This window comes from Nonomuraea sp. NPDC049028, from assembly GCF_043197735.1.
Classification (GTDB): Bacteria; Actinomycetota; Actinomycetes; order Streptosporangiales; family Streptosporangiaceae; genus Nonomuraea.
In genome coordinates this window covers 60017-82185 of the sequence record NZ_JBICTR010000018.1, presented here as the reverse complement: position 1 = coordinate 82185, position 22169 = coordinate 60017, and the positions used below count along the sequence as shown (strand labels likewise).

The window sequence follows — 22169 nt, the reverse complement described above, 5'->3', positions numbered from 1 at the left end:
CAGACGCGCCTCAAGCCGTCGTCCAGCGACGGAGTTTGTCGGGGTTGCGTACCACCCAGATGCGCTTGATCCGGTCGTCCACCACCTCGAACGCGAACACCGTCACGGTGGTGCCGTCTTCCTGAGCCACCAGACCGGGCTGACCGTTGACCGTACGTTCCAGGAACGTCATGTTGCTCATCACCCGGTCGGCGAGCTCGATCCAGGCGTGCGCGATCCGCTCGCCGCCTTCGATGGGGTGCAGGAAGGTGATGGCAGAGCCGCCGCCGTCGGCGATCGCCGTGGCGTCGGGGTCGAGCAGGCCGATGAGGGCGTCGATGTCCTTGGCCTGCCATGCCTGCTTGAAGTCCCTGACGACGCCGGCGCGCTGGGCCGCCGGAGTCGCGGAAGGCCGCGCGGCCCGGATGCGGCGGCGGGCCGAGGAGGCCAGCTGGCGGCACGCCGCTGGACTACGGCCGACGATCTCGGCCACTTCGGCGAAGGAGTGGCAGAAGACGTCGTGCAGGATGAACGCGACGCGCTCGGCCGGGGTCATCGACTCCAGCACGACCAGGAAGGCCAGGTTGACCGACTCATCCAGGGTGACCCGGTCGGCCGGGTCGACCATGGTGTCGCTCGTGACCCACTCCGTACGTTCGGGCAGCGGCTCAGGGAGCCATTCGCCCACGTAGGTCTCACGCCGTGACCGGGCCGAGCCGAGCAGATTGAGGCAGATGCGGCTGGTGACCGTCGTCAGCCAGGCGCCGGGGGATTCGATGGCGTCCTGCTGCTGCGGGGACATGGCGCACCAGCGGGCGTAGGTCTCTTGGACGGCATCCTCGGCCTCGGCCAGGGAGCCCAGGAGCCGGTACGCGACATTGATCAGCTGACGCCGCTCGCTCATGATCGCGCTCAGTCCCGGATCGGGTGGGGTGGTCATGGTGTAGCCGGCTCCTTTGGTCGCATCTGCCCTCACCAGTTTCGACAAGACAGCCCACCGGAATGTGAGGTCGTGGTGTCGGCGTACGTGGCCACCACGTGGTGCCCGCGTACCCGGCACGTGGCCGGCACGGATGCCTCCCGCCCCGCCTGAACGGCAGGCTCGATACCGAATCGCCGGCTTCCCCATGCCGGCTGATCCGGAAGGAAAGACATGAGCAAGGTCATCAGCGCCCACGCCGTCTCGGTCGACGGCTACATCACCGGCCGCGGCCCCGGCGCCGGCCGCGGCCTCGGCGACGCGAACATGCTGTTCGACTGGTACTTCAACGGCGACACACCCAGCCAGACGTTCGACGGATTCAACCTCAGCGAGCCCAGCGCCCGCCTCTTCGACATTCTCGCCGGACGCGTGGGCGCGATCGTGGCCGGCCGCAACACCTACGAGGACTCCGACCACTTCGGCGGCGGCAGCCCGCACCCGGCAGCCCCGCTGATCCTCCTCAGCCACCGACCGGCCCCAGAAATCACCGAGCGGCAGACCCTGATCACCACCGGCATCCAGGACGCGATCGCGGTCGCCCGCCAGTTTGCCGATGGCAAGGATGTCGGCCTCATGGGCGGCGGCGTGCTGGCCGCCGCGCTGGAAGCGGGCCTCGTCGACGAGGTGATCCTCCACCAGGTGCCCGTCCTGCTGGGCGCCGGCCGCCCCTTCTTCCAGGAGCTCCCGAAACACGTACATCTCCGTCTGCTGGCGGCCACCCCGGCACCCGGCGTGACCCACCTCCACTATGAGGTGGCCCGATGATCCTCATCACCGGAGGACTCGGCATGATCGGCGCCCACACCGCCCGCGCCCTCGTCGACCTCGGACACCAGGTCGTCGTCACCGCACACCGCCGTACCGAGGTCCCGTCATTCCTCGCTGGCCGGGTCGCCGTGGAATCCCTGGACGTCACCGACCGGAACGCCTTCCTGGCCCTGGCCGATCGCCACGACATCAGCGACATCGTCCATCTCGCCGGCAGCATCCCTGACAAGGACCCGGTCGCCTTCTTCCGTACGGACACGATCGGCCTGCTCAACGCGCTGGACGCCGCCCGCGCCTGGGGCGTGCGCAGATTCGCCGTCGCCAGCAGCCTCGGCGTGTACATCGGCGCGGCCGAGACCCGCTGGCACGAGGAGCTCGCGCTGCCCACCGCGGACCTGCCGCACCTGATCATCGCCTTCAAGAAGGCCGTCGAGCCGCTCACCACGCACAGCCTCCAGGGCAGCGGCGTCCAGCCGGTCGTGCTCCGGATCGGGAGCATCTGGGGACCGCTGATGGACCCGGAATCACCGTTCAACCCCATCCCGCCGTACATCAACGCCGCACTCCGCGGTGAACAGCCGCAGCCGCTGTACGCCGACGACGGCGGCGACAGCTGCTACGCACCCGACGCCGGGCGCGCGATCGCCCTGCTGATGACCACGGAAACCCTGCGGCACACCACCTACAACGTCTCCAGCGGCCGGCCGTTCACCAACCGCGAGCTCGTGGACGCCGTACGGACGATCACCCCCGGCCCGCGGCCCGGCCTCCTGCCCGGACGACGGAACGGCCCCGGAGACGACCCCTACCTCGACACCACCCGGCTCACCCACGACACCGGCTTCACCCCGGCCTTCGACGTCGCCACGGCGGTCGCCGACTACGTCGCCTGGCGCGCCGACAACCCCCGCTGAAGGGGCACTCTCAGCGGATCCTCACATTCAGCGGGGTTGCGTTGTCGAACCGATGAGACGAACACGCCACCCACGAAGCCGTCGTACACCGGCTTCGAGGCGACCAGGAGGAAACCGATGAGCGACTTTCAGGCCATCGCCGACCGCGTCGAGATCGAGGCGCTGCGCGCCGAGTTCACCGACGCGGCGATGATGCGCGACCGCCCCCGCCTCGCGTCCCTGTTCACCCACGATGGCGCGCTGCGGATACCCACTATCCCCGAGATGGTCGGCCGGGAGCAGATCCGCTCCGAGGGCGAGCGACTGCAGAGCCAGTGGGACTTCTTCGTGCAGAACACGCACCCGGGCACGATCCAGCTGGACGGCGACACGGCGACCGGCCGCGCCTACATCCAAGAGATCGCACGTACCCAGGACGGCCGCGAGGGCGTGAACTACGCCGTCTACCACGACCGCTACCAGCGCACCGGCGAGGGTTGGAAGTTCACGGAGCGGGCCTACGAGGTCAGATACCTCGACACCACCCCGCTGGCAGGCTCGGCGCCCCGCACGGCCGAGGCGCCCGTTGCCGCGCCGTTTGCCGACCGGGCGTCCGATCAGCGCCTGGAGCGGGCGGCCGCCGCGCTGACCGCACACGGTTTCACCGTGGAAATCCTCGACGACGCCGCCGCCGCGCGTACCCGCGTCAACGACCTGATCCCGGAGGGCGCCAGCGTGTTCACCGGGGCCAGCGAAACCCTCCGCCTGTCCGGCATCGATGAGGACATCAACACCAGCGGCCGATACAAGTCCGTCAAGGCAAGCAGCACGACCATGGACCGTGCGACCCAACTGGCCGAGATCTGGCGGATGATCGCCTGCCCCGACGTCATCGTGGGCAGCGTCGCCGCGGTCACCGAGACCGGATCCCTTGTGGCCGCCTCGGCCAGCGGCAGCCAACTGGCCGGTTACTCGGGCGCCGCGCCCCGCGCGATCTGGATCGTCGGGGCACAGAAGGTGGTCCCCGACCTGAGCACCGCACTGCGACGCGTCGAAGACCACTGCCTTCCGCTGGAGAACGAGCGCGCCATGAAGGCATACGGGCAGCCCAGCGCTCTGAACCGCCTTCTCATCCTCAACGCGGAACCCAACCCAGGCCGCGGCACCGTCCTGCTGCTCCGCGAAGCCATCGGTTTCTGAACCACCAGGAGCGGTTTAGCAGGCGTGACGGCGCCGTCCCTCCAGATTTCGCCGCCACGCCCGTTCTAGCGGACTCTTCCGGACAACAATCCCGTCCAGATCGCCCGAGCCTCATTGATCGGCCGGATAGAGCTCTCATGTACTTCGTGCCTGCGGTCGCGTTGGATGGCCCGGCGTGTGAACGCCTGCCCCGCCCAGCGTCGGTCCAGGTGGGTGCACCTGTCAGGTGTGGGGATCTATGGGAATTCGGGCGTGAACCATGCGTTCATGACTCTCGGTCAGGCTCGTATCCCAGGCGCCGTGGCAGATATGATCAACGATCTGTAGTCCCCTGCCTCCCACTACGAGACCGTCCAAGTCCCGCGAGTCTGCGCAGCGCCGTTGCGGATATTCGGTGGGATGTCCAGGATCCGTCACTGTCACGCGCACCGACGTGGGATCCATATCGATGCTGAGCTGAACCCATTGCCGACCCGGACGGAAATGCGCATGCGTCACGGAGTTGGTCACCAATTCGGAGACCACCAACTCGACATCCTCCAGCAGTTCACTTTTCAGCCCCAAGCCGAGGGCTGACCATATGCGCACGATTTGGCGGGCTTGGCGTGGAGTGTCGGGGCTGGCGCGAAGCAACGTCCGGTGTGTTTGGGAGCTATGTGCATACATGGATCCACCCTGGGGTGAGGACATATCTGGGGCATCGAGACTTACGGCCCCAAGATTTCGGTAGGCCCTCTCAGAATGGCGTTACCTCCCTGTCCAGTCCGCAAAAGTAGGCGTACAGTTCCTTCCGGATTCACTGGGTGGCCGTAAGTGGGGGAGTACGGGGAGAGGTTCGAAAGGGTTGTTATGGCCGAAAATGGGCAGGATCCTGGTAGGAAGACATGGAAGGAATTCGCCTCCCGCCTACGTTCGTACCGGACGGAACAAGGGTTGAGCCAAGAGCGTCTAGCGGAGCGACTTCCCTACAGCGAGAGCGCCGTGGGGCACGTTGAGCGCATGATGCGCAAGCCGAGCGAAGCGCTGACACGAGAGATCGAGAAAGCTCTTGGCCTCCACGGGCAGCTCCTGGAGCTCCTCCCGCAGATACACAACTCTCTCGGGCCGAAGTGGTTCCAGGAGTGGCCACGTGTGGAGGCCGCCGCGCACACCATACGTACCTCGGAGCCGATGATCATCCCCGGTCTGCTCCAGACGGAAAGCTACGCTAGGCAAGTATTCCTCGGCGAACCAGGCGCGACCGAAGACCAAGCTGAGAAGGCGGTACAGCTTCGAATTCGACGACAGTCTGTTTTTCTCCGAAAGCCACCTCCGATGTATTCGACCCTGGTCGATGAAAACGTTCTGCACCGACCGGTGGGCGGGAAAGAGGTGATGCGCGAACAGCTTGCGAAAATCCTAGAGATCCTCAATCCTCCTTACGTCACACTCAGGGTGCTACCCCTTGCGGCAGGGCTGACCACGGGCCTGCTGGGCGCGTTCGAGGTGGCTACTATGAGGGACGGCGGACCTGACCACGCCTATATAGAGAGCGCTGAGGAAGGTCGAGTAACCAATCGCACTCAGACCGTGCAAGCGCTTATTGTGCGATGGGATGCCCTGTCCAACATGGCGCATCCCGTTGACGCCAGCAGGGAGATCATACGCGAGGTGATGAGCCGCTATGAGTAACACACCAGGTCTGCCGGTAGGGGTCTGGACCAAGGCGAAAGCGTCGGGTGGCAACGGCGGTAGCTGTGTCGAGGTGATGCGGCGCGCCGACGACTCGGTTCTGGTGAGGGACACCAAGGATCACGGATCGGGGCCCGTTCTGGCGTTCACTCACGCAGAGTGGTCAGCCTTCCTGGACGGGGCCGGTAAGGGAGAGTTCGACCTCTCCTAGCTCACTTTCCGTAGAAGGGGTTCGGCTTGAGCCGGGCCCCTTTTGCCTGCCTGAGATTTCCTACGCCGGAAGTATGGGAGGCATCCGTACACGCCATGCTGCGGAAACCCACGCTCTGGTCATCGCGCCATGACTCAGCGTTGATCTTGCCGCACAGCCGTTCGCGATCTACGCTCACTCCGAGTTTTCCGGATTGTCAGGATCTTCATGGAGATGGCGCCTTTGCGGTTTACACGGTCGTTACGAAGCTCAGCTCTCGCCGTCACAGCGAGTGCGGCCCTCGCCGCCTCGATCCTCAACCCCCCCGCCCGTCCAAGCACAACAAGCTGGCCCGTCGCCTGTTTCCATGGAGGCCGCGACCAAGCAGCTACCAGGTGAGATCCTGGGCGCCGCCACAGAATCTCGGCGAGTGGTCCGTCGGCAGGACGGGCAGGTGATCATCGAAACCTGGTCCCGACCCGTGCGACTCAAGCAGAACAACGGAGCGTGGGCCTGGATCGATACGGGGCTCGTCGAGAAGGACGGCGCTTTTCGGCCGAAACTCGTGAAGGCTTCGCTCGCTTTCACGGCAGGCGGACAGTCCGAACCGTTCGCCCAGTTGTCGACCGCCGGAGGTCAATCGCTGGCCCTGTCATGGCCGACGCCGCTCCCGCGCCCTCAGATCTCGGCGAACCGAGCGACGTACGACCTGGGCGACGGCGCCCAGCTTGTGGTCAGCGCCATGGCAGCGGGATTCCGCTACGAGATCGTCCTCCAGCGTCGTCCGACGATACCCCTGGACCTCACACTTCCCGTGCAGGTGAAGGGCGCCTCGTCCGGCGAGCGGCGGGAGGAGCTCGTGGACGCTCAGGGGCGAACCGTTCTGCGAGCGTTGACGCCCCGCCTGCACATCAAGCCAGGACGGCGGACGGCCACGAAATCAGCCCCCAGCGCGTTCAAGAGCGAGCAGTCCGGCGACAACCTGCGGGTGGCGCTGGACGGCGCCAAGCTGGACACCGCGGCCTTCCCCGTGACGATCAGCGGCTCGGTCGCGATGCCGACGAGTGCGGACGTGGACGTCTCCGACGAGGGCGGCACAGGCGACCCGTCTTCGCCGTTGCTGATGACCGGCGGCATCTTCGGCATACGCAACCGCGGCCTGCTGCGCTTCGACACCATGGCTCTCACGGGTCAGCGCATCATCGACGCGAAATTGTCGGTGGTGAACACCGATGGCCCGGGCTGCGGAGAGAGTGGAGACGGCATCCAGGTCCGGCGGACCACCAGCCGCTGGGATCCGTACAACCTCACCTGGGCCAACAAGCCGGCCACGACCACCGAGGGCGCCACGATCGTCACCCAGTCCCACGCCAGCGACTGCGGCAGAGGGACACTCGACTGGCCTGTCAAGGAGATCGCCGCAGCATGGGCGAGCGGCAGCCCTAACTATGGGCTCACACTGCAGGAGCCGAACGAGGCCAACACCTCCGACAACTTCCGCGAGCTCGCCTCCACCGAGTACGGCGACCCCGGCACCGAGGTGCCGAAGCTGACGGTCGTCACCCAACCGGTCCCGGCACCCCAGGTGCTGTACCCGGCGGGACCCGACGGGGTGGAAGTGTTCACCGCGCCCGCGGACTGGAAGCTGGACGGGCTACCGGTCTCCTCAGAGAACGTGCACGCGTTGAACGGCGCTGACAACCGTGCACAGGCCAACGCCACCACCTTGGCCCCGCCCTACTTCGACCCGGCCAGCGGGCGGGTGGTCGCTCCCGCGACGCCGGCGGGCAAGGACACCGCGAGCAAGGTGCTGAGCGGGATCGCGGTGGACAACGGCGACGCCGACGAGACCCTCGCGATCGGTTTCGAGAACGAGGATTCACCGGCGGCCAGGACTGCCGCAGTGGCCGCCGCGGAAACCCCGTACTCGATCACTCCCCGATACGCCGAGGTCGCCAACAGCTACCAGGCGCTGAACACCATCACCGACCAGGTGCTCGACCTGGACGAGACGATCCCGGCGGGAACCGCGCTGTTCGCCACGCAAATCTGGCCCCAGCGCAATCTGGCCGTGGTGCAGTCCACCGACGCATCCGCGGGGCTACGTAAGGCATTGGCGGACCGGTACGGCACGTACAACGTCGCCATCTGGCTGCGGTCGGAGAGTGACCGTCCGCGCCTGGACGTCGGCACGACATCCTCCGCCTCCACCTCCGCCGCGGACACCCGGCAGAAGGACACGGGAAAGCTCAACGGCGGCTCAGCGTTCTCTTCCTCCAATCCCGACGGCACCGAAGGGGGGTGCACGACTGGATTCGCCATGGGGACTGCGGCCGACCACCTCATGGTGAGCGCCGGGCACTGCGTTGTGTCTGACGGAATCACGAGCGCTGGTGTCGTCGAATGGACGAACTGGGTGGCCGGTCAAGGAACGATCAAACTGCCGAATCAGCCCACCTATTATGGCGACGTGTCCCTGATACAGACGGTACTCGGCCGGGTCACCAGCCCCACCATCTTCATCGGTGGCAGGGACTCAGCAGAAAAGCAATGGGTGGGCGGGCGATTCTCGGTCCCCGCGCGAGAAACAGACCAGTACTGCGTCGGCGGTGCCAGCCCGGATACAAAGACCCTGTCCAACGGACAGATCTGCGGCTTCAAGGTCACCGACATCGGCTGGAAGGTCGAGGGCTCGAAGCCGAAGAGCACGACACGCTGGCTTCAGGTTGGTAAGAAATCCGGCCGGTGCACGATCAGGGGCGACTCGGGCGCTCCGGTCTACACCTTCCGCAAGGGCGATGGATACGTGGTGGCCAAGGGCATCCACCACGGCAGCAACAACGTCGATAACAAGCCTAGCGTGTCCACCTGCGTGAACTACTTCACCGACATCCATGACGTGATGAAGGCAGTCGGCAAGGACGTCTACAAGAAATGAACCCCCTGGGCCCGTCCTTCCTGTGGCGCATGTTCTGCCTCCTGGTGCTGGCCGTCGCCGTCTCCATGGTGGCTGGCATGCGGGAGTCCCGGCCGGTCGAACCGCCCTTTCCCGGGCGGATCGACACGGTCATGGTGGAAGGACGGGTCCTCATCCTGCAGGTCTTCGGCGGGGCGAGCGACCCGGCATGTCTCCAGACCGACAAAGTCGAAGCCGTCGAGTCCGAGGCGAGTGTTCGGCTTCGGATAGTGCTTCGCGATGCCTGCCCGCCCCCCGAGCGCACGCTGCTGGAGATGTGGCGGGACAAGTTGTGGCCGCCTGCCGTGCTCGACATCCTCCGTGGCGTCGAAGTGCCCGTCCTACTCGAGCGGCCCTTGGGACGCAGGAAGGTCGTCGACGAGACAGGCCGCGAGCTCCGGGTCTGCCCGATCACGGGCTCGCGACGGAAGACCATGCAACAGTGCCTGACGTAGGTGCGGGTGCCGAACGCTGCAGCCAAGCTCCCTCGGAGGTCAGCCCAACCGGCCTCCGACAGGTGATCACCGACCTGCTCCATCGAGACCGCCGCAGCAAGCTCTCCGGTCTACGGGCTCTCGCACGCCGCTCCGGTGTAATTCTCTGAGCTTCCCATCCGACTTGGGTGGCGAGGAGAAGCGATTTGGCCATCTGCGTGTTGGTGAGTGGCGCCGCGTTCCGCGCTTTTCGAGCGCGCTTCGCCGCCGCACTGGCCGCCGACCGCGGCGTTCCCGTGGCCCTGGGCGACCTGCGGCACCCGCCGCTGGCTCCCGGCTCGCTGGCCGGGTTGTGGTCGGTCGCGGCCCTCCTGCACGTACCGGCCGCCGAGACCGTCCCCACGCTGCGCGCCTGGCACGCGGCCCTGCGCCCTGGGGGCGTGCTCGGGCTGAGCACCTCGGCCGGCGACGGCGAGGTCTGGGAGCCGGTCCCGCACAACAAAGGGCTCCAGCGCTGGTTCGTACACCGCGAGCCGCGCACGCTGCTCGCGATCCTCGCCGAGATCGGCTTCGAGGTACGCGAGCACGCCGAGAACACCACCCACCGCACGTGGCTCAGCGTGCTCGCCATCCGCCACGAGGTTTGACCATCCACTGTCCCACGCTCACCATCACCGTGCGAATCGGCAAGGCCGGCAGCATACTGCTCGACGACCGCGTCCACGTCACCCTGCCCAAGCTCCACCTGGGCCGAGTTGATCTCGTGCTCGGCCGCGCCGACGTGCTTGTGAAGTAGCGATCAGACGGCCAAGTCGTCGGGGTCGGACCTCGTTCCCGTGTCGAACCTCGCCGTCACGGGCGCCGCGCTCCAGTCGCTCACCTCATCGCCCCTGTCGACGCGCAGCAGCCGCGCCTGCATGACATCCGTCAACCGGTCGGCGCCGGGCAGGAACTCCGGGCCGTTGACGAAGTGCATGACGGCCCCGACGACGTCCTGGCGGTCGTCCTCGTCGAGGTCCTCGGCGTCGAACGGCCTCCAGCCCGTCGCGGTGGCCGCCGCGAGAAGGCGAGCCGGGTCGTGGACGTGCACCTCCAGCAGGCTGATCGTGCGTACGACCGGCCCGGGGAAGGCCTCGAGGCGGGCATCACCCGGTGTGCGGCTCTCAAGGTCGTCACCGAGGCCGGCCGAGTCGCCGCGGCCCCGCCGCAGGGACTCCCACGTGGCGGCCAGCTCGGGGGCGTCGGCCCAGGTCCCGTTCACGACATCGGCCAGCGTACGACGGAAGGAGGCGGCGGGCGCGTCGGGCAGAGCCGCCGCGATCCGCTCCGACTCAGCGCGGGCGGCGGGGCCCAGGCCGTTCTCCAGCACCGAGGAGAGAAGGTAGGCGGCGTGCTGAGCGACGGCGGGATCGGTGCAGGTCAGTACGGCATGCAGGGTCGCGGGCTGGCCGGAGCGCTCGACGAGGGCGTACACCCTGCTCTTGGCGCGGGTGTGCTCGCAGTGGAAGGCGCGAGGGACGGCAGAAGTCACGATCGGGTTCTCCATCAACGTGAGGTACGTGGAAAACCGCTGGTGGGCGTGGTACGGCCACGCCCCCTGACGGAGAAGTCCTGCCCGCTGGTGCTGCTGGTACGGCCAGCTGCCCGGTTCGGTGTTTGCATCGTACCGCTTGGGTGTTGTTTCGGGTGGCTGCGCGTCGACTGGACCAGCCGGGGGCGAATTGGTCGCGGGGCGAGCTCGTGTGGGTGAGCGCGTCGCTCAAGCGATTCGAACCACGGGCGAGGGTTGTCGGGACCGACCTCGTTGACCCCGGCCGGCGCAGCCGCTACTGCCGGGCGGCCGGGCCGTGGCCACTTAGGTCACCTCTTCAACGCGACTTTGGTTGCTGCCGGACCGTCCCGGTGACCGGCTACGCTCTGCGGCTATGTGGTGGCCACCGCGCAGGACCTGCGGCCCAGCCTGCTCCGGTCGCGCCGCGACCGTGCCGTCGCAGGGAGCGGCTTCCTGCTGCTGCGGGTGAGAGACATCGACGGCGCGGAGCGCGATGAGTTTTGCGGGAGCCGGTGGTCTGAGTGTGTGAGTGACCAACCGCTGAGCACGAGGTGATCGAGCGGTGGGCGCTGATCGGAGCTCAGGCAAGCGCCCCCTTGGGGCGTTGGGACCGTCCCGGCGCGGGACGAAACAAATGGAGGCACCGGATGCGGAAGCTGATTCTGGGTTTTTACGTCTCGCTCGATGGCAAGAGCGCTGACGGGGACAACGGAATCCGGGACGTCATGATGAGCATCGACGACCGCGAGCAGGAGGAGTATTTTGTCAGCCGGCTGTGGGAGGCCGGGGCCTTCCTCATGGGCCGCAACACCTACGAGGCCATGGCCGGATACTGGCCCGGCTCCGACCATCCGTCTGCCAGGGCCATGAACGAGATCCCCAAGGTCGTGTTCTCCCGCACCCTGAAATCGGCCGACGACTGGCCCGAGACCCGCATCGCCGGCGGTGACACCGCAGAGGAGATCGCCAAGCTCAAGGCCGAGCCCGGTAAGGACCTCGTCGCCGCCGGTGGCACCGAGTTCATGCACTCCCTGATCAAGCTCGGCGTGGTCGACGAGTACCGGCTGTGGGTGCTGCCCGCCGTCACCGGCAAGGGCGCGCCGCTGTTCCCCGAGCTGGATCAGGCTGTGAACCTGCGCTTGGTGAAAAGCACGTCCTTCCCGTCCGGCGTCCTCGAACTGGTGTACGTGCCGGCCGACAAATAATACCCAGCAAGCGACACAGTCACGGTGGCACCGGGGGCAGGCGCCTGCCCGTCCCCAGTACCGGCCGCGCCTGAGAAACCGCGGTCGAACCCAGCAGGTCAGGCCGTGAGGGCGGCCGCCGCTTCCCGGTAGATGACATTCGGGTCCTCCGACAGCCATGCCTTTACCTGGCGGCTCCAGTCGTCGGCGAGCACCTCGGGCCGGTGCGCCTCGATGCCGTCGAGGGCCGCCGCGACGATCACCTCGGGGGCGCTCTTGTCGCCGTCGTACCAGGCCATCATGTCGGTGTCCGCGGCGCCCAGGTGCAGGCCCGTCACCAGGGTGCGCTGGTGGGCCAGCTCCAAACGTACGGCGTTGGTGAGCGCCCATTCGGCGGCCTTCGCCGCGTGGTATCCGCCCGCGCCGTCGAAGGCGAGCCACGAGATCGCGGACAGAACGTTGAGGATCGCGCCGTCGGCCAGCTGGGGCGCGAAGGCACGGATCACGTTGAGGGTGCCATAGAAGTGGGTGTCCATCTCGCGGCGAATCGTGTCCAGGTCCCCGGTGACCAGATTCGCCCCGGTCGAGATTCCCGCGTTGTTGATGACGATCTTGACGTCAGGTGCCGCTGCCGCCGCGGCGGCGACCGATGCCGGATCCGTGATGTCGAGGCGCAGCGGGATGACCCCCGGTACGTCGATGAGCTCCGGGCGGCGGGCAGTGGCGTACACCTTGCCTGCGCCGCGGTCGAGGAGAGAAAGGACGAATTGCCGTCCGAGGCCGCGGTTGGCCCCGGTCACCAGCACATGTGCTCCGTTGATCTGCATGCGGATAGGCTAAAACCTGACGTTGACGTCAGAGGCAACTCTTGTGATGGAGGTCACGGTGCGTATCGGCGAGTTGGCGGCGAAGTCGGGCGTGAGCGTACGGGCCCTGCGCTACTACGAAGAGCAGGGACTGCTGGACGCGTACCGGAGCGGCTCCGGGCAGCGCCACTACCCCGAGTCGGCGGCCGACCGTGTCCACCTGATCCAGATGCTTTACGCCGCCGGTCTGTCCAGCCGGACCATCGCCGAACTGCTGCCCTGCGTCGAGGCCAAGGCCAGTACTCCGGAGTCGCGCGCCCAGCTCGCCGCCGAGCGCAATCGCATCGATGCCCAGATCGCCGCGCTGACCCGTACCCGTGACCGCCTGGACGTGATCATCCGGAACACCGAAAGCCCGGACAGCGGCTGCGCGTGGATCGCGGACCACGACGTCGCCGCAGAGGCAAGTCTCTCCGCGACGCCGTGATCGCCGCGGCATGGCGGTGTGGGCGCGTCATCCGTCCGCGGCGTCCTCGGCCTCCCAGCGCAGTAAGTCGCCCGGCTGGCACTCCAGCACCTCGCAGAGGGCGGCGAGCGTCGTGAAGCGCACCGCCTTGGCACGGCCGTTCTTGAGCACCGCCAGGTTGGCGGGCGTGATCCCTATGCGGTCCGCGAGCTCGCCCACGGACATCTTCCGCTTGGCCAGCATCACGTCGATGTCGACGACGATCGGCATCAGATCATCTCGTCCAGCTCGGCCTGCATCTGCGCCGCTTCGCCGTCGCGCGCGACGGCTTGGGCGAGCAGCACCCGCAGCACGCGCACGATGAGCGCGACCCCCAGGATGGCCACGCCAATGCCGGCCATGATGACGGTGACGCCCGGGTCGTCCCGCTGGCCCGGCGCGTTGATGGCCGTGACCGCGAACCACACGAAGGCGGCCGCCACGATCGCGCCGATCACGATGTCCACGTACCGGAAGGCGGCGTGGGAGAACACGGTTCCGCGTCGCACCATCGTCACCAGCCGCCATACGCAGACCACGGCGACCTGGACCGACACCATGCCCAGGATCGTGATCACGCGCAGCGGGGTCAGCGGGAGCGACCCGTCCTCCGGGTCGTTCCCGCTGACCAACGTCCACACCATCAATACCTGTATGAACACGGTGCCGGTGAGCACCACCCCGAGCACGGCGCGCAGCGCGAGCACTGTCAGTTTTCCCATGACGCATCCTTCCATCGAGTTGCGATGGAAATCTATCGAATTTCGATAGGAGAGGCAAGAGCTGGCCGGCCCAAGGGCGGCGTCCCCCCGGTTACAGGTACGACGGCCCGGTAACCCGGTGACGGAAGGTCCACCAGACCCACGCCTGTGAGGCCACCAGGAACGGGATCAGCGTGAGGATGACCGGCACCAGGAGCGCGCCCGAGGTGCCCGGGGCCAGAGGCAGCCGGAAGCCCGCCAGGACGCCGATCGCCACCAGGGCCGTCGCCGTCAGGGCGTACGTGCGGCCCTCCCCGGTGCCGCCGGACAGCACCGCCGCGCGCTCGCGCAGCACGCCCCGCAGCCGCAGCGCCGCGAACGACAGCCCGTGCGTGGCGAACAGCGCGGCCACCAGCAGGGCGGGCAGCAGCGCGAGAGGCCCATGGATGCCGAGCAATACGTCACTGAGCAGCGAACCCCAGCTGAGCGCCAGCCCCCAACTGCCCGCCACGACGGCGCCGTCCCAGAACCGCTGCCACCGGACGCCCGCCAGCCGCCCACGCAGCCACAGGCCCATGTCCCGGATGACCCAGGAGAGCAGCAGCGCCACGACGAGCGAGTAGTTGCCGCTCAGCAGCGAGCCCTCCAGAGCAGGGAAGAGCCCGGCGAGCACTCCGGCTGTGGCCACCAGCCACACCTCGTTGCCGAGGAAGAACGGCGCGATCGCGGCGATCGCCTCACGTCGCTCGCCCGGAGTGCGGCCCAGATACGGCAGCACCATGCCGACGCCGATGTCCGCTCCGGCCAGCACGAGGTAGCCGATCGCGAAGAAGGCCAGAATAAGGATCTCCATGACGGCTCCTCAGAAGGTCAGTACGGGGGCGACGGTCTCGAGCGGGCGGTCGCCCAGCGCGACGGCATCCGGCCCCTTACGGGCAGTCCTGGCCAGCAGCCAGTAGTTGACCAGGATGAGTACGGCGAACACGGTGACGAACGCGGTCAGCGAGAACCTGATCTGCCCGTAGGACACCGGTGACATGGCGTCGGCGGTCTTCAGCAGGCCGTACACGGCCCAGGGCTGACGCCCCATCTCACGGAACATCCAGCCGGCGATCATGGTCACGAACGGGACGGGGATCAGCGCCGTCAGCAGCCAGTGCCACGGCCGGAAGCCCCGTACGACCGGCCGGAACAGCATCAGCAGAAAGCTCGCCCCGGAGACGAAGAAGAGCACCGCGAAGAGCGACATCATGGTGATCCCAGAGGCGCGCACCCACCCCAGCGACGGCAGGTAGTCGCCCGGACCGTACATGGCCACCATGTCCGCCTGCACCTCGGCCATCCGCCGCGCGCTGCCCGACCAGGCGGCCAGCTTGGTCAGCTGCATCGTGTCGAAGCCGAGTCCGCCGAACGTCGCGGTGAACAGCGTCGCGGGCAGCGCCACGCAGATCCCGATGCGCAGCGACTTGCGGAAGAAGTCCTGCTCGGTCGTGCGCTTGGCCAGGTGGTACGCGCTCACCCCGGCCATGAGGAAGCCACCGACGATCAGCGCGCCGCCGCCGATGTGGAAGAAGGCGACCAGCGCCGCCGGATTGGCCACCAGCGCGCCGAAGTCGGTGAGGTGCAGGACGCCGTCCTTGAGCTGGTAGCCCACCGGGTTCTGCAGGAAGCCGTTGGAGATCAGGATCCAGAACGCCGAGGCGTAGGCCGTCAGCGTGACGACCCAGATCAGTGCCAGGTGCGCCCAGCGGTTGAGCTTGTTCCAGCCGAAGATCCACAGGCCCAGGAAGGTGGACTCGATGAAGAACGCCACGATCGTCTCGATCGCCAGGGACGAGCCGAACACGTTCCCGGCGAACTCGGTGAGCCCGCTCCACGACAGCCCGAGCTGGAACTCCATGACGAGCCCGGTGACGATGCCCATCGCGTAGTTGATGATGTAGAGCTGCCCCCAGAACCGCGTCATCCGCATGTGCACCGGGCTGCGGGTCAAGGTGGCCCAGGTCTGGATGACGGCCACCAGCGTCGCCAGGCCGAGGGTCAGCGCGACGAACAGGAAGTGCGCCCCCGCGGTGAGGGCGAACTGCAGGCGGGCGAGGTCTACGGTCTCCATGGTCAGAGGTTCTGGCCAAGGTCATCTCCGCCGCGTCATGCTGGGGCGGGCACCTGCCGTACACCTGTGGTGTCAACCGGCCGCCCGCCGTACAACTCAGGGAGTAAGCCAGCCTGGGGTGATCATGCCGGCCTCGTAGGCGAGCACCACGAGCTGCGCCCGGTCGCGCGTGCCGAGCTTGGTCATGATGCGGCTGACGTGCGTCTTGGCCGTGGCCGGGCTGAGCACCAGCCGGGCCGCGATCTCGTCGTTGGACAGCCCGGCCGCGACCAGCGCCATGACCTCGCGCTCCCGCTCGGTGAGCGCGTTGAGCCGGGGGCCCGGCTCCGGGCGCTTGACCCGGCCCGCGAACTCGGCGATCAGCCGCCGGGTCACCGAGGGCGCGATCAGCGCGTCACCTCTGGCCACCACGCGCACCGCGTGGATCAGCTCGGCCGGCTCCGTGTCCTTGACCAGGAACCCGCTGGCCCCCGCCCGGAGCGCCCCGTAGACGTAGTCGTCGAGGTCGAACGTGGTCAGGATGATCACCTTGACGCCGTCGAGCCGCGGATCGGTGACGATCGCGCGGGTCGCCTCCAGGCCGTCCAGCTCGGGCATCCGGATGTCCATCAGCACCACGTCGGGCCGCAGCTCGCGGGCCTTGGCCACGGCCTCGGCGCCGTTGGCCGCCTCGCCGACCACCTCGATGCCGTCCTCGTCGCTCAGGATGGACCGGAACCCAGCCCGTACGAGATTCTGGTCATCGGCGAGTACGGTGCGGATCATCGAACTCCGTTCAGCGGTAAGTGGGCGACGACCTGGAAGCCGCCATCAGGCCGGGGGCCCGCCTCCAGTGTGCCGCCCAGCGCGGTGGCGCGCTCCCGCATGCCTTGCAGCCCGAACCCGGTCCCGCCGGTGAACGTCGCGCCCGGACCATCATCCTCCACGCGGATAACGATATGTCCGGAGTCGTGGGTGACGGTCAGCCGAGCCGTATCGGCTCCCGAGTGCCGGGAGACGTTCGTCAGGGCCTCCCTGATGATGCGCGCCGCGGCCAGGTCCACCTCGGCCGGCACCTCGTCCAGCGGCCCCGACAGCTCGGTCCGCACGTCCAGCCCCGACGCCGCGACCAGCGCCTCCATCCGGGCCAGGCTGTCGGCGGGCGCGGTCGGCGCGCCCTCGTCCACCTGCCGCAACACGCCGAGCGTGGTACGCAGCTCGCGCAGCGTCTCCTTGCTGGCCTCCTTGATCGCCCGGAGCGCGGCCTCCGCGTCCTCCGGCCGCTTCTTCAGCCCGTGCAGCGCCGCCGCGGCCTGCACGTTGATCATCGAGATGTTGTGCCCCAGGAGGTCGTGCAGCTCCCTGGCGATGCGCAGCCGCTCCTCGCTCGCCCGCCGCCTGGCCTCCTCCTCCTTGCCGTGCAGGGCGTCGAGCACGCGCTGCTCGGCCTCCCGGAGATAGGCGCGCCGGTTGCGGGTGACGCCCCCACCGGCGACCGCGGCCACTACCCATCCGGTGATCAGGATGAACATACTGTCGTCCACATGCCTGGTCCCGCCGGTCTCGCCCAGGCCCATGGCCAGCATCGTGGTCGCGCCCGCGGCGATGGCGGCGATCAGGTGGCCCAGGTCGGCGGCGGTGTAGAGGACGACGAACGCCATGATCAGGATCGGCCCGTCGAGCCGGGCCAGGGGATAGTAGAGCGCGACGGCCGCCAGCACGACGATCAGCGCCACCACCGGGTAGCGGCGCCGCGCCAGCACCCCGGCACTGGCCAAGAGCGGCAGCACGATGTCGAGCGCGTTCGGTGCCAGGGCGGGCTGAAAGAAGGAGGTGGCGACCGTACCTGCCAGTACGACGATGACCACCGCGACCGACACGATGGTGCTGGCCGACAACCTTCGCATGGGGCCCATTCTGTACGGAGGACCGCTCGGGTGGCCAACCGCCCCGCAATGGGTAGAGCCGGAGCATGAGCGAACAAGACGACTTGCGGCACGTCGAAGAGGACCTGGCCAGGCTGCGTGCCGAGACCAAGGACCTGCGTGACCAGATCCGCGACATGGGCGCCACCGACCAGGTGGAGATCAGCGCGATGATCAGCATGGCGGACGAGCAGGAAGAGCTGATCGCGGAGCTGGAAGGCCGCCGAGACGACCTCCTCCGACGTCTCAAGGGCGCCAGTGGCTAGCGCAGGGGCGCGCCCACTTCGTGCAGATGCCGCAGGGCCTGCCCGTACGAGGTGATCAGTCCCGTCTCCAGGTAGCTGACCCCCAGGTCGGCGCAGTACTGCCGGACGATCGGCTGGGCCTTGCGCAGGTTCGGCGACGGCATGTTGGGGAACAGGTGGTGCTCGATCTGGTAGTTGAGCTGCCCGAGCGCCACGTCCACGAACACGCCGCCCTTGACGTTGCGCGAGGTCAGCACCTGCTTGCGGAGGTAGTCGAGCTTGTCCTCCTTGGTGAGGATCGGCATGCCCTTGTGGTTCGGCGCGAACGTGCTGCCCAGATAGACCCCGAACAGCCCCTGGTGCACCACCAGGAAGAGCAGCGCCATGCCGAACGGCAGCACGGCGAAGATCAGGCCGAAGTAGCAGGCGAAGTGCGCCAGCAGCAGCGCTCCCTCCATCCTGCGGTGCTTCGTCGTCGGCTGGAACACCGCCTTGACACTGGCGATGTGCAGATGCCACGCCTCCAGCGTGAGCAGCGGGAAGAACCAGTACGCCTGCCACTTGGCGATGAACCTCGGCAACCCCCGGCTCCGCTCCACCTGGTCGGTCGACCAGACGATCACGGCGGGCGAGACGTCGGGGTCCTCGTCCTCGTGGTTGGGGTTGGCGTGGTGGCGGTTGTGCTTGGTGTTCCACCAGCCCCAGCCCAGGCCGATGCCGAAGTCACCGATGATCAAGCCGAGGATGTCGCTCGCCCGGCGGGTCCTGAAGACCTGCCGGTGACCCAGGTCGTGGGCGACGAACCCGATCTGCGCGGAGGCCACGGCGAGCGCGACAGCCACCAGCAGCTGCCACCACGAGTCGCCGACCCACACGAACAGCGCCCATAGACCGACATAAGCGGCCAATACCAGGGTCAGTCGCACGGCGTAGTAGGCCGGACGCCGGTCCAGCAGGCCGGCGTCCTGGATTTGTCGGGCCAGTTTGGCGAAGTCACTACCACGGGTTTCGAGCGTGCCTGTATCGGCCACAGGTCTCCTTACTTAGAGGTGGAAGTTACCCCCACCCGGCGCATTCTCCGCGATAAGGAGAGATCACGGCTAGTGCTCCGCCATCGCGTCTGCTCACTAGGCTGCCCAGTATGGTCCATGCCGAGCCATGCTCGGCGCCAGGAAAGCGGCTGACGGAGACTGTCACGGGGACGAGAGCGCGTACCTCTCCGGATTCGGGATCGCCGCACCCCTGACCAGGGCCTCCGCATAGCGCTCGGCGCCCAGCGCCGCCCGGCACCGCCCGGCCAGCGCGACCACGTACGGATCGGCCGACTCGGTGATCCCGCGCAGCACCCGGGCCGCCCCCAGCAGCTCGGCGGCCATCAGCGGGTCGCGGTGCTCGGCCACGCCTTCGAGCACGGTCGCGCGGGCCGTCCTGTCCTCGCAGGTGGCCATGAGCTCCAGCGCCCTGCGCGACGGCTCGGCCGGCTCGGCCACGCGGGCCAGCTCGACGTTCATGAACGCCCTGAACTGGGGAGGAGCGTCGACGTCCATGGCCAGGGCGCCGCGCAGCAGCCGGGCGGCCGCGCCCGGATCGCCGGAGCGCCGGGCCAGCTCGGCTCTGGCGTGCGTCACCCGGGCGATGGTCAGCGCGTCCTCGGAGCGCAGCGCCGCCTGCCAGGCCCGCTCCAGCGCGGTGGCGGCGCCCGCGTGGTCGCCGGTGCGCATCATGAGCTGACTGAGCCGCAGCAGGAACATCATCGGCCCGAGCGGCGCCCCCAGCCCGGCCAGCTCCGCCGCGATCGGCTCCGGCTCCTTGGCCAGAGTCAGCGCGCGGGCGAAGTCGCCTCGGTTCTCGGCGGCCAGCGACAGCCAGAAGTAGGCGGTCCACTGCCCCCAGCGGTCGCCGGTCCTGCGCAGTCCGTCGAGCGCCGGCTCCAGCAGGGACTCGGCGCCGTCGACCGCCCCGTACTCGAACCGGACGATGCCCGCCACCAGCAGCGCCGTCGACCTGGTCCACGTGTCGGGATGATCAAGAAGCCGCTGGGCGCTCGCCTCCGTGACGGCCACCACATCGGGCGGCGGACCCATGGCGACGCCCATCGCCCAGGAGTGCAGCGCCGCCGGATGCTCGGACTCCCGGACCGCCCGGCTCGGCTCGGCGCCCATGGCGGCCATCATGCACAGCCCATGGGCCAGCTCCCGCCCCTCGGGCGGGACGTCACCGACCCTGCGCAGCGCGGCGGTCGCGTTCGCGATGACCTCGTGCCGCCGCCCGCGCATGATCCACGGCCACAGCCTGGGCAGGATGACCCGGAGCGGGTCGTCGGAGTGCCGGAACGCCGCGTCCAGGTTGCCCTGCTCGGCGTCGAGCACGGCCAGCCACTTGACCTGCTCACCCGTCCGCAGATGCGGCTCGGCGGCCTCGGCCAGCTCGGCGTAGTAGCGGGCATGCGCCTGCCTGAGCTCCAAGAGATCAGCAGTGGTGGTCTCCGCGACGTACTGCCTGATCGTCTCCAGCATCGTGTAGCGGTCACCGGAGAGCGCGATCAGCGACTTGTCGACCAGCGCGGACAGCAGATCGAGATCGCCGCCGCAGACCTGCCTGATCGCCTCGGCCGTCGCCCCGCCGGAGAACACCGACAGCCCCCGCAGCAGCTCCCGCTCCTCCCGCGACAGCAGGTCCCAGCTCCAGTCGATGACCGCGCGCAGCGTGCGGTGCCTGGGTTCGGAGGTACGGCTGCCGCGAAAGCCCAGCCGGTCGCCGAGCTGCTCGACCAGCATGGACACCGGCATCGTCCGCAGCCGGGCGGCGGCCAGCTCGATGGCCAGCGGGATGCCGTCGAGCTCGCGGCAGATCCGCGCGGCCTCGGCCGGGTCCGGGCTCAGGTCGGGCCGGGCGGCGGCGGCGCGGTCGCGGAGCAGCTCCACGGCGGGCTCCTCCGCCAGCGGGAGTACGGGATGCAGGGTCTCGCCGGGGATGTTCAGCGGCTCACGGCTGGTGGCGATGACCCGCAGCCCGGCCACCTCGCCCAGCAGCCACTGCGCCACGCGCGCGGCCTCGTCGATCAGGTGCTCGCAGTTGTCCAGCACGATCACCGGTGACGTGCCGCGCAGCGCCCTGACCAGGTCGGACGTCTTGAACACGGCCTCCAGCGCGGCCCGCACCCCGGCCGCCGGGGCCAGCTCGACCAGCCACACCCCGTCGGGCACGCGCAGCGTCGCGGCCGCCTCGACGGCCAGCCGGGTCTTGCCCGCCCCGCCGGGCCCCACGAGGGTGATCAGCCGGGCGCCCGTCAGCGCCCGGATGCGGGCGACGTCATCGCTGCGGCCGACGAGGAGTGCCCGGATACGGGCGACGTCGTCGCCGCGGCCGACGAAGCTGGTCAGCCGGGCGGGCAGGTTGTTCTTGGGCTCCGGTTCCTCGTCACGCAGTGCCGCGAGGTGCGCCTCTCGCAGTTCGGCCCCCGGATCGACGCCCAGCTCGTCCGCCAGCCGCGCCCTGATCCGCTCGAAGACCTCCAGCGCCTGGCCCCGCCGTCCGTCCGCCACCATGGCCCGCATCAGCAGCGCGTGGAACGGCTCGCGCAGCCGATGCTCGGCGACCAGCTCCTCCAGCTCCGCCACGACATCGCCGCCCGCGGCCAGGTCCGCCGCGATCCGGCTCGCCAGCGCCGCCAGCCGCAGCTCCTCAAGCCGGGCGGCCGGGGCCAGCGCGAAGGGCAGGTCGATGCCGCCCAGCGCCGGGCCGCGCCAGAGCGCCAGCGCCGCGTGCGCGTCGCCCGCGCGGGCCAGCCGCTCGAACGCCTGCGCGTCCACCTCATCGGCCGGTACGTCGAGCAGGTAGCCGCTCGGATGGGAGGAGATCAGCCCGGGAGCCTCCCTGCGCGCCCTGGACACCAGCGACTGCAGCGCGGCCATGGGATGCTCGGGCGGCTCACCCGGCCACAGGTCGTCGATCAGCCGGTCGTTGGTCACCACCCGGCCGGGATCGAGCGCCAGGCGGATCAGCAGCGCCCGCACCCGCGCGCCGCCGACCGCGGCCCCCGCGATCTGGAGCGGCCCCAGGATCCCGATCCGCATCCACCCTCCA

Annotated in this window: 24 protein-coding genes; 12 read left to right on the top strand and 12 right to left on the bottom strand. The window is 68.6% G+C overall.

The genetic code is table 11. The features are described from left to right. Window positions 1-10 precede the first annotated feature (10 nt). A complete protein-coding gene (gene sigJ, locus ACGFJ2_RS52355) occupies window positions 11-919 on the bottom strand; it encodes an RNA polymerase sigma factor SigJ (protein ID WP_393481672.1) in 909 nt (302 codons plus the stop codon). A gap of 213 nt (window positions 920-1132) precedes the next feature. On the opposite strand from sigJ, the gene ACGFJ2_RS52350 reads away from it, so the two are divergent. From ACGFJ2_RS52350 to ACGFJ2_RS52340, 3 genes are all read left to right on the top strand, one after another. Beyond that, window positions 1133-1726: a dihydrofolate reductase family protein gene (locus tag ACGFJ2_RS52350; protein ID WP_393481669.1), complete on the top strand. Its 594-nt coding sequence runs from the start codon at window positions 1133-1135 to the stop codon at window positions 1724-1726. Beyond that, a complete protein-coding gene (locus ACGFJ2_RS52345; protein ID WP_393481666.1) occupies window positions 1723-2643 on the top strand; it encodes an NAD-dependent epimerase/dehydratase family protein in 921 nt (306 codons plus the stop codon). Before ACGFJ2_RS52350 ends, ACGFJ2_RS52345 begins: the two co-directional genes overlap by 4 nt. 117 nt (window positions 2644-2760) lie before the next feature. Continuing rightward, complete coding sequence (locus ACGFJ2_RS52340; protein WP_357957813.1) at window positions 2761-3822, top strand: LUD domain-containing protein; 1062 nt, start codon at window positions 2761-2763, stop codon at window positions 3820-3822. A gap of 222 nt (window positions 3823-4044) precedes the next feature. Here the strand turns inward: ACGFJ2_RS52340 and ACGFJ2_RS52335 are convergent, their stop codons facing one another. After that, window positions 4045-4488, bottom strand: a complete 444-nt coding sequence (locus ACGFJ2_RS52335) for an ATP-binding protein (RefSeq protein WP_357957812.1) — start codon at window positions 4486-4488, stop codon at window positions 4045-4047. A 183-nt stretch (window positions 4489-4671) separates the two neighbouring features. Here ACGFJ2_RS52335 and ACGFJ2_RS52330 point away from each other — a divergent pair, with 183 nt between their 5' ends. From ACGFJ2_RS52330 to ACGFJ2_RS52305, 6 genes are all read left to right on the top strand, one after another. Further along, the gene (locus ACGFJ2_RS52330) at window positions 4672-5493 is read left to right on the top strand and encodes a Scr1 family TA system antitoxin-like transcriptional regulator (RefSeq protein ID WP_393481857.1); all 822 of its coding nucleotides are present in this window, start codon (window positions 4672-4674) and stop codon (window positions 5491-5493) included. Further along, window positions 5486-5704, top strand: a complete 219-nt coding sequence (locus tag ACGFJ2_RS52325; RefSeq protein WP_357957810.1) for a DUF397 domain-containing protein — start codon at window positions 5486-5488, stop codon at window positions 5702-5704. The genes ACGFJ2_RS52330 and ACGFJ2_RS52325 overlap by 8 nt, the downstream gene beginning before the upstream one ends. 346 nt (window positions 5705-6050) lie before the next feature. Then, complete coding sequence (locus ACGFJ2_RS52320; RefSeq protein WP_358182010.1) at window positions 6051-8621, top strand: DNRLRE domain-containing protein; 2571 nt, start codon at window positions 6051-6053, stop codon at window positions 8619-8621. After that, a complete protein-coding gene (locus tag ACGFJ2_RS52315) occupies window positions 8618-9094 on the top strand; it encodes a hypothetical protein (RefSeq protein WP_358182007.1) in 477 nt (158 codons plus the stop codon). Before ACGFJ2_RS52320 ends, ACGFJ2_RS52315 begins: the two co-directional genes overlap by 4 nt. A 185-nt stretch (window positions 9095-9279) precedes the next feature. Then, complete coding sequence (locus ACGFJ2_RS52310; RefSeq protein ID WP_393481661.1) at window positions 9280-9720, top strand: hypothetical protein; 441 nt, start codon at window positions 9280-9282, stop codon at window positions 9718-9720. Beyond that, window positions 9717-9869, top strand: a complete 153-nt coding sequence (locus tag ACGFJ2_RS52305) for a hypothetical protein (RefSeq protein ID WP_393481659.1) — start codon at window positions 9717-9719, stop codon at window positions 9867-9869. The genes ACGFJ2_RS52310 and ACGFJ2_RS52305 overlap by 4 nt, the downstream gene beginning before the upstream one ends. Window positions 9870-9872: 3 nt before the next feature. Here the strand turns inward: ACGFJ2_RS52305 and ACGFJ2_RS52300 are convergent, their stop codons facing one another. Further along, window positions 9873-10604, bottom strand: a complete 732-nt coding sequence (locus tag ACGFJ2_RS52300; protein ID WP_393481658.1) for a hypothetical protein — start codon at window positions 10602-10604, stop codon at window positions 9873-9875. 668 nt (window positions 10605-11272) lie between these two features. On the opposite strand from ACGFJ2_RS52300, the gene ACGFJ2_RS52295 reads away from it, so the two are divergent. Further along, entirely contained in the window at window positions 11273-11830 is a 558-nt protein-coding gene (locus tag ACGFJ2_RS52295) for a dihydrofolate reductase family protein (protein ID WP_357957799.1), read from the top strand. Window positions 11831-11928: 98 nt separating this feature from the next. On the opposite strand, the gene ACGFJ2_RS52290 is transcribed toward ACGFJ2_RS52295, so the two are convergent. Further along, window positions 11929-12636 carry an SDR family oxidoreductase gene (locus tag ACGFJ2_RS52290; protein WP_357957798.1) on the bottom strand — a complete coding sequence of 236 codons (708 nt, stop codon included), beginning with the start codon at window positions 12634-12636 and terminating at the stop codon, window positions 11929-11931. Window positions 12637-12694: 58 nt separating this feature from the next. Between ACGFJ2_RS52290 and ACGFJ2_RS52285 the strand changes: the two genes are divergently transcribed. After that, entirely contained in the window at window positions 12695-13102 is a 408-nt protein-coding gene (locus tag ACGFJ2_RS52285; RefSeq protein WP_357957796.1) for a MerR family transcriptional regulator, read from the top strand. A gap of 27 nt (window positions 13103-13129) precedes the next feature. Here ACGFJ2_RS52285 and ACGFJ2_RS52280 read toward each other — a convergent pair whose 3' ends face one another. From ACGFJ2_RS52280 to ACGFJ2_RS52255, 6 genes are all read right to left on the bottom strand, one after another. After that, a complete protein-coding gene (locus ACGFJ2_RS52280) occupies window positions 13130-13351 on the bottom strand; it encodes a helix-turn-helix domain-containing protein (protein WP_393481654.1) in 222 nt (73 codons plus the stop codon). Then, window positions 13351-13842 (bottom strand): DUF2975 domain-containing protein, encoded by a 492-nt coding sequence (locus ACGFJ2_RS52275; RefSeq protein WP_393481651.1) that lies wholly within the window; start codon window positions 13840-13842, stop codon window positions 13351-13353. Before ACGFJ2_RS52275 ends, ACGFJ2_RS52280 begins: the two co-directional genes overlap by 1 nt. 91 nt (window positions 13843-13933) lie before the next feature. After that, window positions 13934-14674, bottom strand: a complete 741-nt coding sequence (locus tag ACGFJ2_RS52270) for a cytochrome d ubiquinol oxidase subunit II (protein WP_393481648.1) — start codon at window positions 14672-14674, stop codon at window positions 13934-13936. A gap of 9 nt (window positions 14675-14683) precedes the next feature. Then, a complete protein-coding gene (locus ACGFJ2_RS52265; protein ID WP_358181996.1) occupies window positions 14684-15934 on the bottom strand; it encodes a cytochrome ubiquinol oxidase subunit I in 1251 nt (416 codons plus the stop codon). Window positions 15935-16030: 96 nt separating this feature from the next. Next, a complete protein-coding gene (locus tag ACGFJ2_RS52260; protein WP_357957787.1) occupies window positions 16031-16699 on the bottom strand; it encodes a response regulator transcription factor in 669 nt (222 codons plus the stop codon). Continuing rightward, window positions 16696-17820 carry a sensor histidine kinase gene (locus ACGFJ2_RS52255; protein WP_393481644.1) on the bottom strand — a complete coding sequence of 375 codons (1125 nt, stop codon included), beginning with the start codon at window positions 17818-17820 and terminating at the stop codon, window positions 16696-16698. Before ACGFJ2_RS52255 ends, ACGFJ2_RS52260 begins: the two co-directional genes overlap by 4 nt. A 65-nt stretch (window positions 17821-17885) precedes the next feature. Between ACGFJ2_RS52255 and ACGFJ2_RS52250 the strand changes: the two genes are divergently transcribed. Then, window positions 17886-18104 (top strand): hypothetical protein, encoded by a 219-nt coding sequence (locus ACGFJ2_RS52250; RefSeq protein ID WP_357957783.1) that lies wholly within the window; start codon window positions 17886-17888, stop codon window positions 18102-18104. Here the strand turns inward: ACGFJ2_RS52250 and ACGFJ2_RS52245 are convergent. Together ACGFJ2_RS52245 and ACGFJ2_RS52240 are read right to left on the bottom strand one after the other, a co-directional pair. Next, complete coding sequence (locus ACGFJ2_RS52245) at window positions 18101-19114, bottom strand: fatty acid desaturase family protein (protein ID WP_393481641.1); 1014 nt, start codon at window positions 19112-19114, stop codon at window positions 18101-18103. The two genes, ACGFJ2_RS52250 and ACGFJ2_RS52245, sit on opposite strands and share 4 nt — an antisense overlap. A 162-nt stretch (window positions 19115-19276) precedes the next feature. After that, a complete protein-coding gene (locus ACGFJ2_RS52240) occupies window positions 19277-22159 on the bottom strand; it encodes a BTAD domain-containing putative transcriptional regulator (protein ID WP_393481638.1) in 2883 nt (960 codons plus the stop codon). Between the last annotated feature and the right edge of the window lie 10 nt (window positions 22160-22169).

Coding starts and splice junctions, on each gene's coding strand:
- ACGFJ2_RS52250 (WP_357957783.1), top strand. CDS start 17,886: ATGAGCGAACAAGACGACTTGCGGCACGTCGAAGAGGACCTGGCCAGG.
- ACGFJ2_RS52265 (WP_358181996.1), bottom strand. CDS start 15,934: ATGGAGACCGTAGACCTCGCCCGCCTGCAGTTCGCCCTCACCGCGGGG.
- ACGFJ2_RS52295 (WP_357957799.1), top strand. CDS start 11,273: ATGCGGAAGCTGATTCTGGGTTTTTACGTCTCGCTCGATGGCAAGAGC.
- ACGFJ2_RS52315 (WP_358182007.1), top strand. CDS start 8,618: ATGAACCCCCTGGGCCCGTCCTTCCTGTGGCGCATGTTCTGCCTCCTG.
- ACGFJ2_RS52260 (WP_357957787.1), bottom strand. CDS start 16,699: ATGATCCGCACCGTACTCGCCGATGACCAGAATCTCGTACGGGCTGGG.
- ACGFJ2_RS52320 (WP_358182010.1), top strand. CDS start 6,051: ATGGAGGCCGCGACCAAGCAGCTACCAGGTGAGATCCTGGGCGCCGCC.
- ACGFJ2_RS52275 (WP_393481651.1), bottom strand. CDS start 13,842: ATGGGAAAACTGACAGTGCTCGCGCTGCGCGCCGTGCTCGGGGTGGTG.
- ACGFJ2_RS52330 (WP_393481857.1), top strand. CDS start 4,672: ATGGCCGAAAATGGGCAGGATCCTGGTAGGAAGACATGGAAGGAATTC.
- ACGFJ2_RS52255 (WP_393481644.1), bottom strand. CDS start 17,820: ATGCGAAGGTTGTCGGCCAGCACCATCGTGTCGGTCGCGGTGGTCATC.
- sigJ (WP_393481672.1), bottom strand. CDS start 919: ATGACCACCCCACCCGATCCGGGACTGAGCGCGATCATGAGCGAGCGG.
- ACGFJ2_RS52345 (WP_393481666.1), top strand. CDS start 1,723: ATGATCCTCATCACCGGAGGACTCGGCATGATCGGCGCCCACACCGCC.
- ACGFJ2_RS52325 (WP_357957810.1), top strand. CDS start 5,486: ATGAGTAACACACCAGGTCTGCCGGTAGGGGTCTGGACCAAGGCGAAA.
- ACGFJ2_RS52335 (WP_357957812.1), bottom strand. CDS start 4,488: ATGTATGCACATAGCTCCCAAACACACCGGACGTTGCTTCGCGCCAGC.
- ACGFJ2_RS52280 (WP_393481654.1), bottom strand. CDS start 13,351: ATGCCGATCGTCGTCGACATCGACGTGATGCTGGCCAAGCGGAAGATG.
- ACGFJ2_RS52240 (WP_393481638.1), bottom strand. CDS start 22,159: ATGCGGATCGGGATCCTGGGGCCGCTCCAGATCGCGGGGGCCGCGGTC.
- ACGFJ2_RS52350 (WP_393481669.1), top strand. CDS start 1,133: ATGAGCAAGGTCATCAGCGCCCACGCCGTCTCGGTCGACGGCTACATC.
- ACGFJ2_RS52270 (WP_393481648.1), bottom strand. CDS start 14,674: ATGGAGATCCTTATTCTGGCCTTCTTCGCGATCGGCTACCTCGTGCTG.
- ACGFJ2_RS52290 (WP_357957798.1), bottom strand. CDS start 12,636: ATGCAGATCAACGGAGCACATGTGCTGGTGACCGGGGCCAACCGCGGC.
- ACGFJ2_RS52340 (WP_357957813.1), top strand. CDS start 2,761: ATGAGCGACTTTCAGGCCATCGCCGACCGCGTCGAGATCGAGGCGCTG.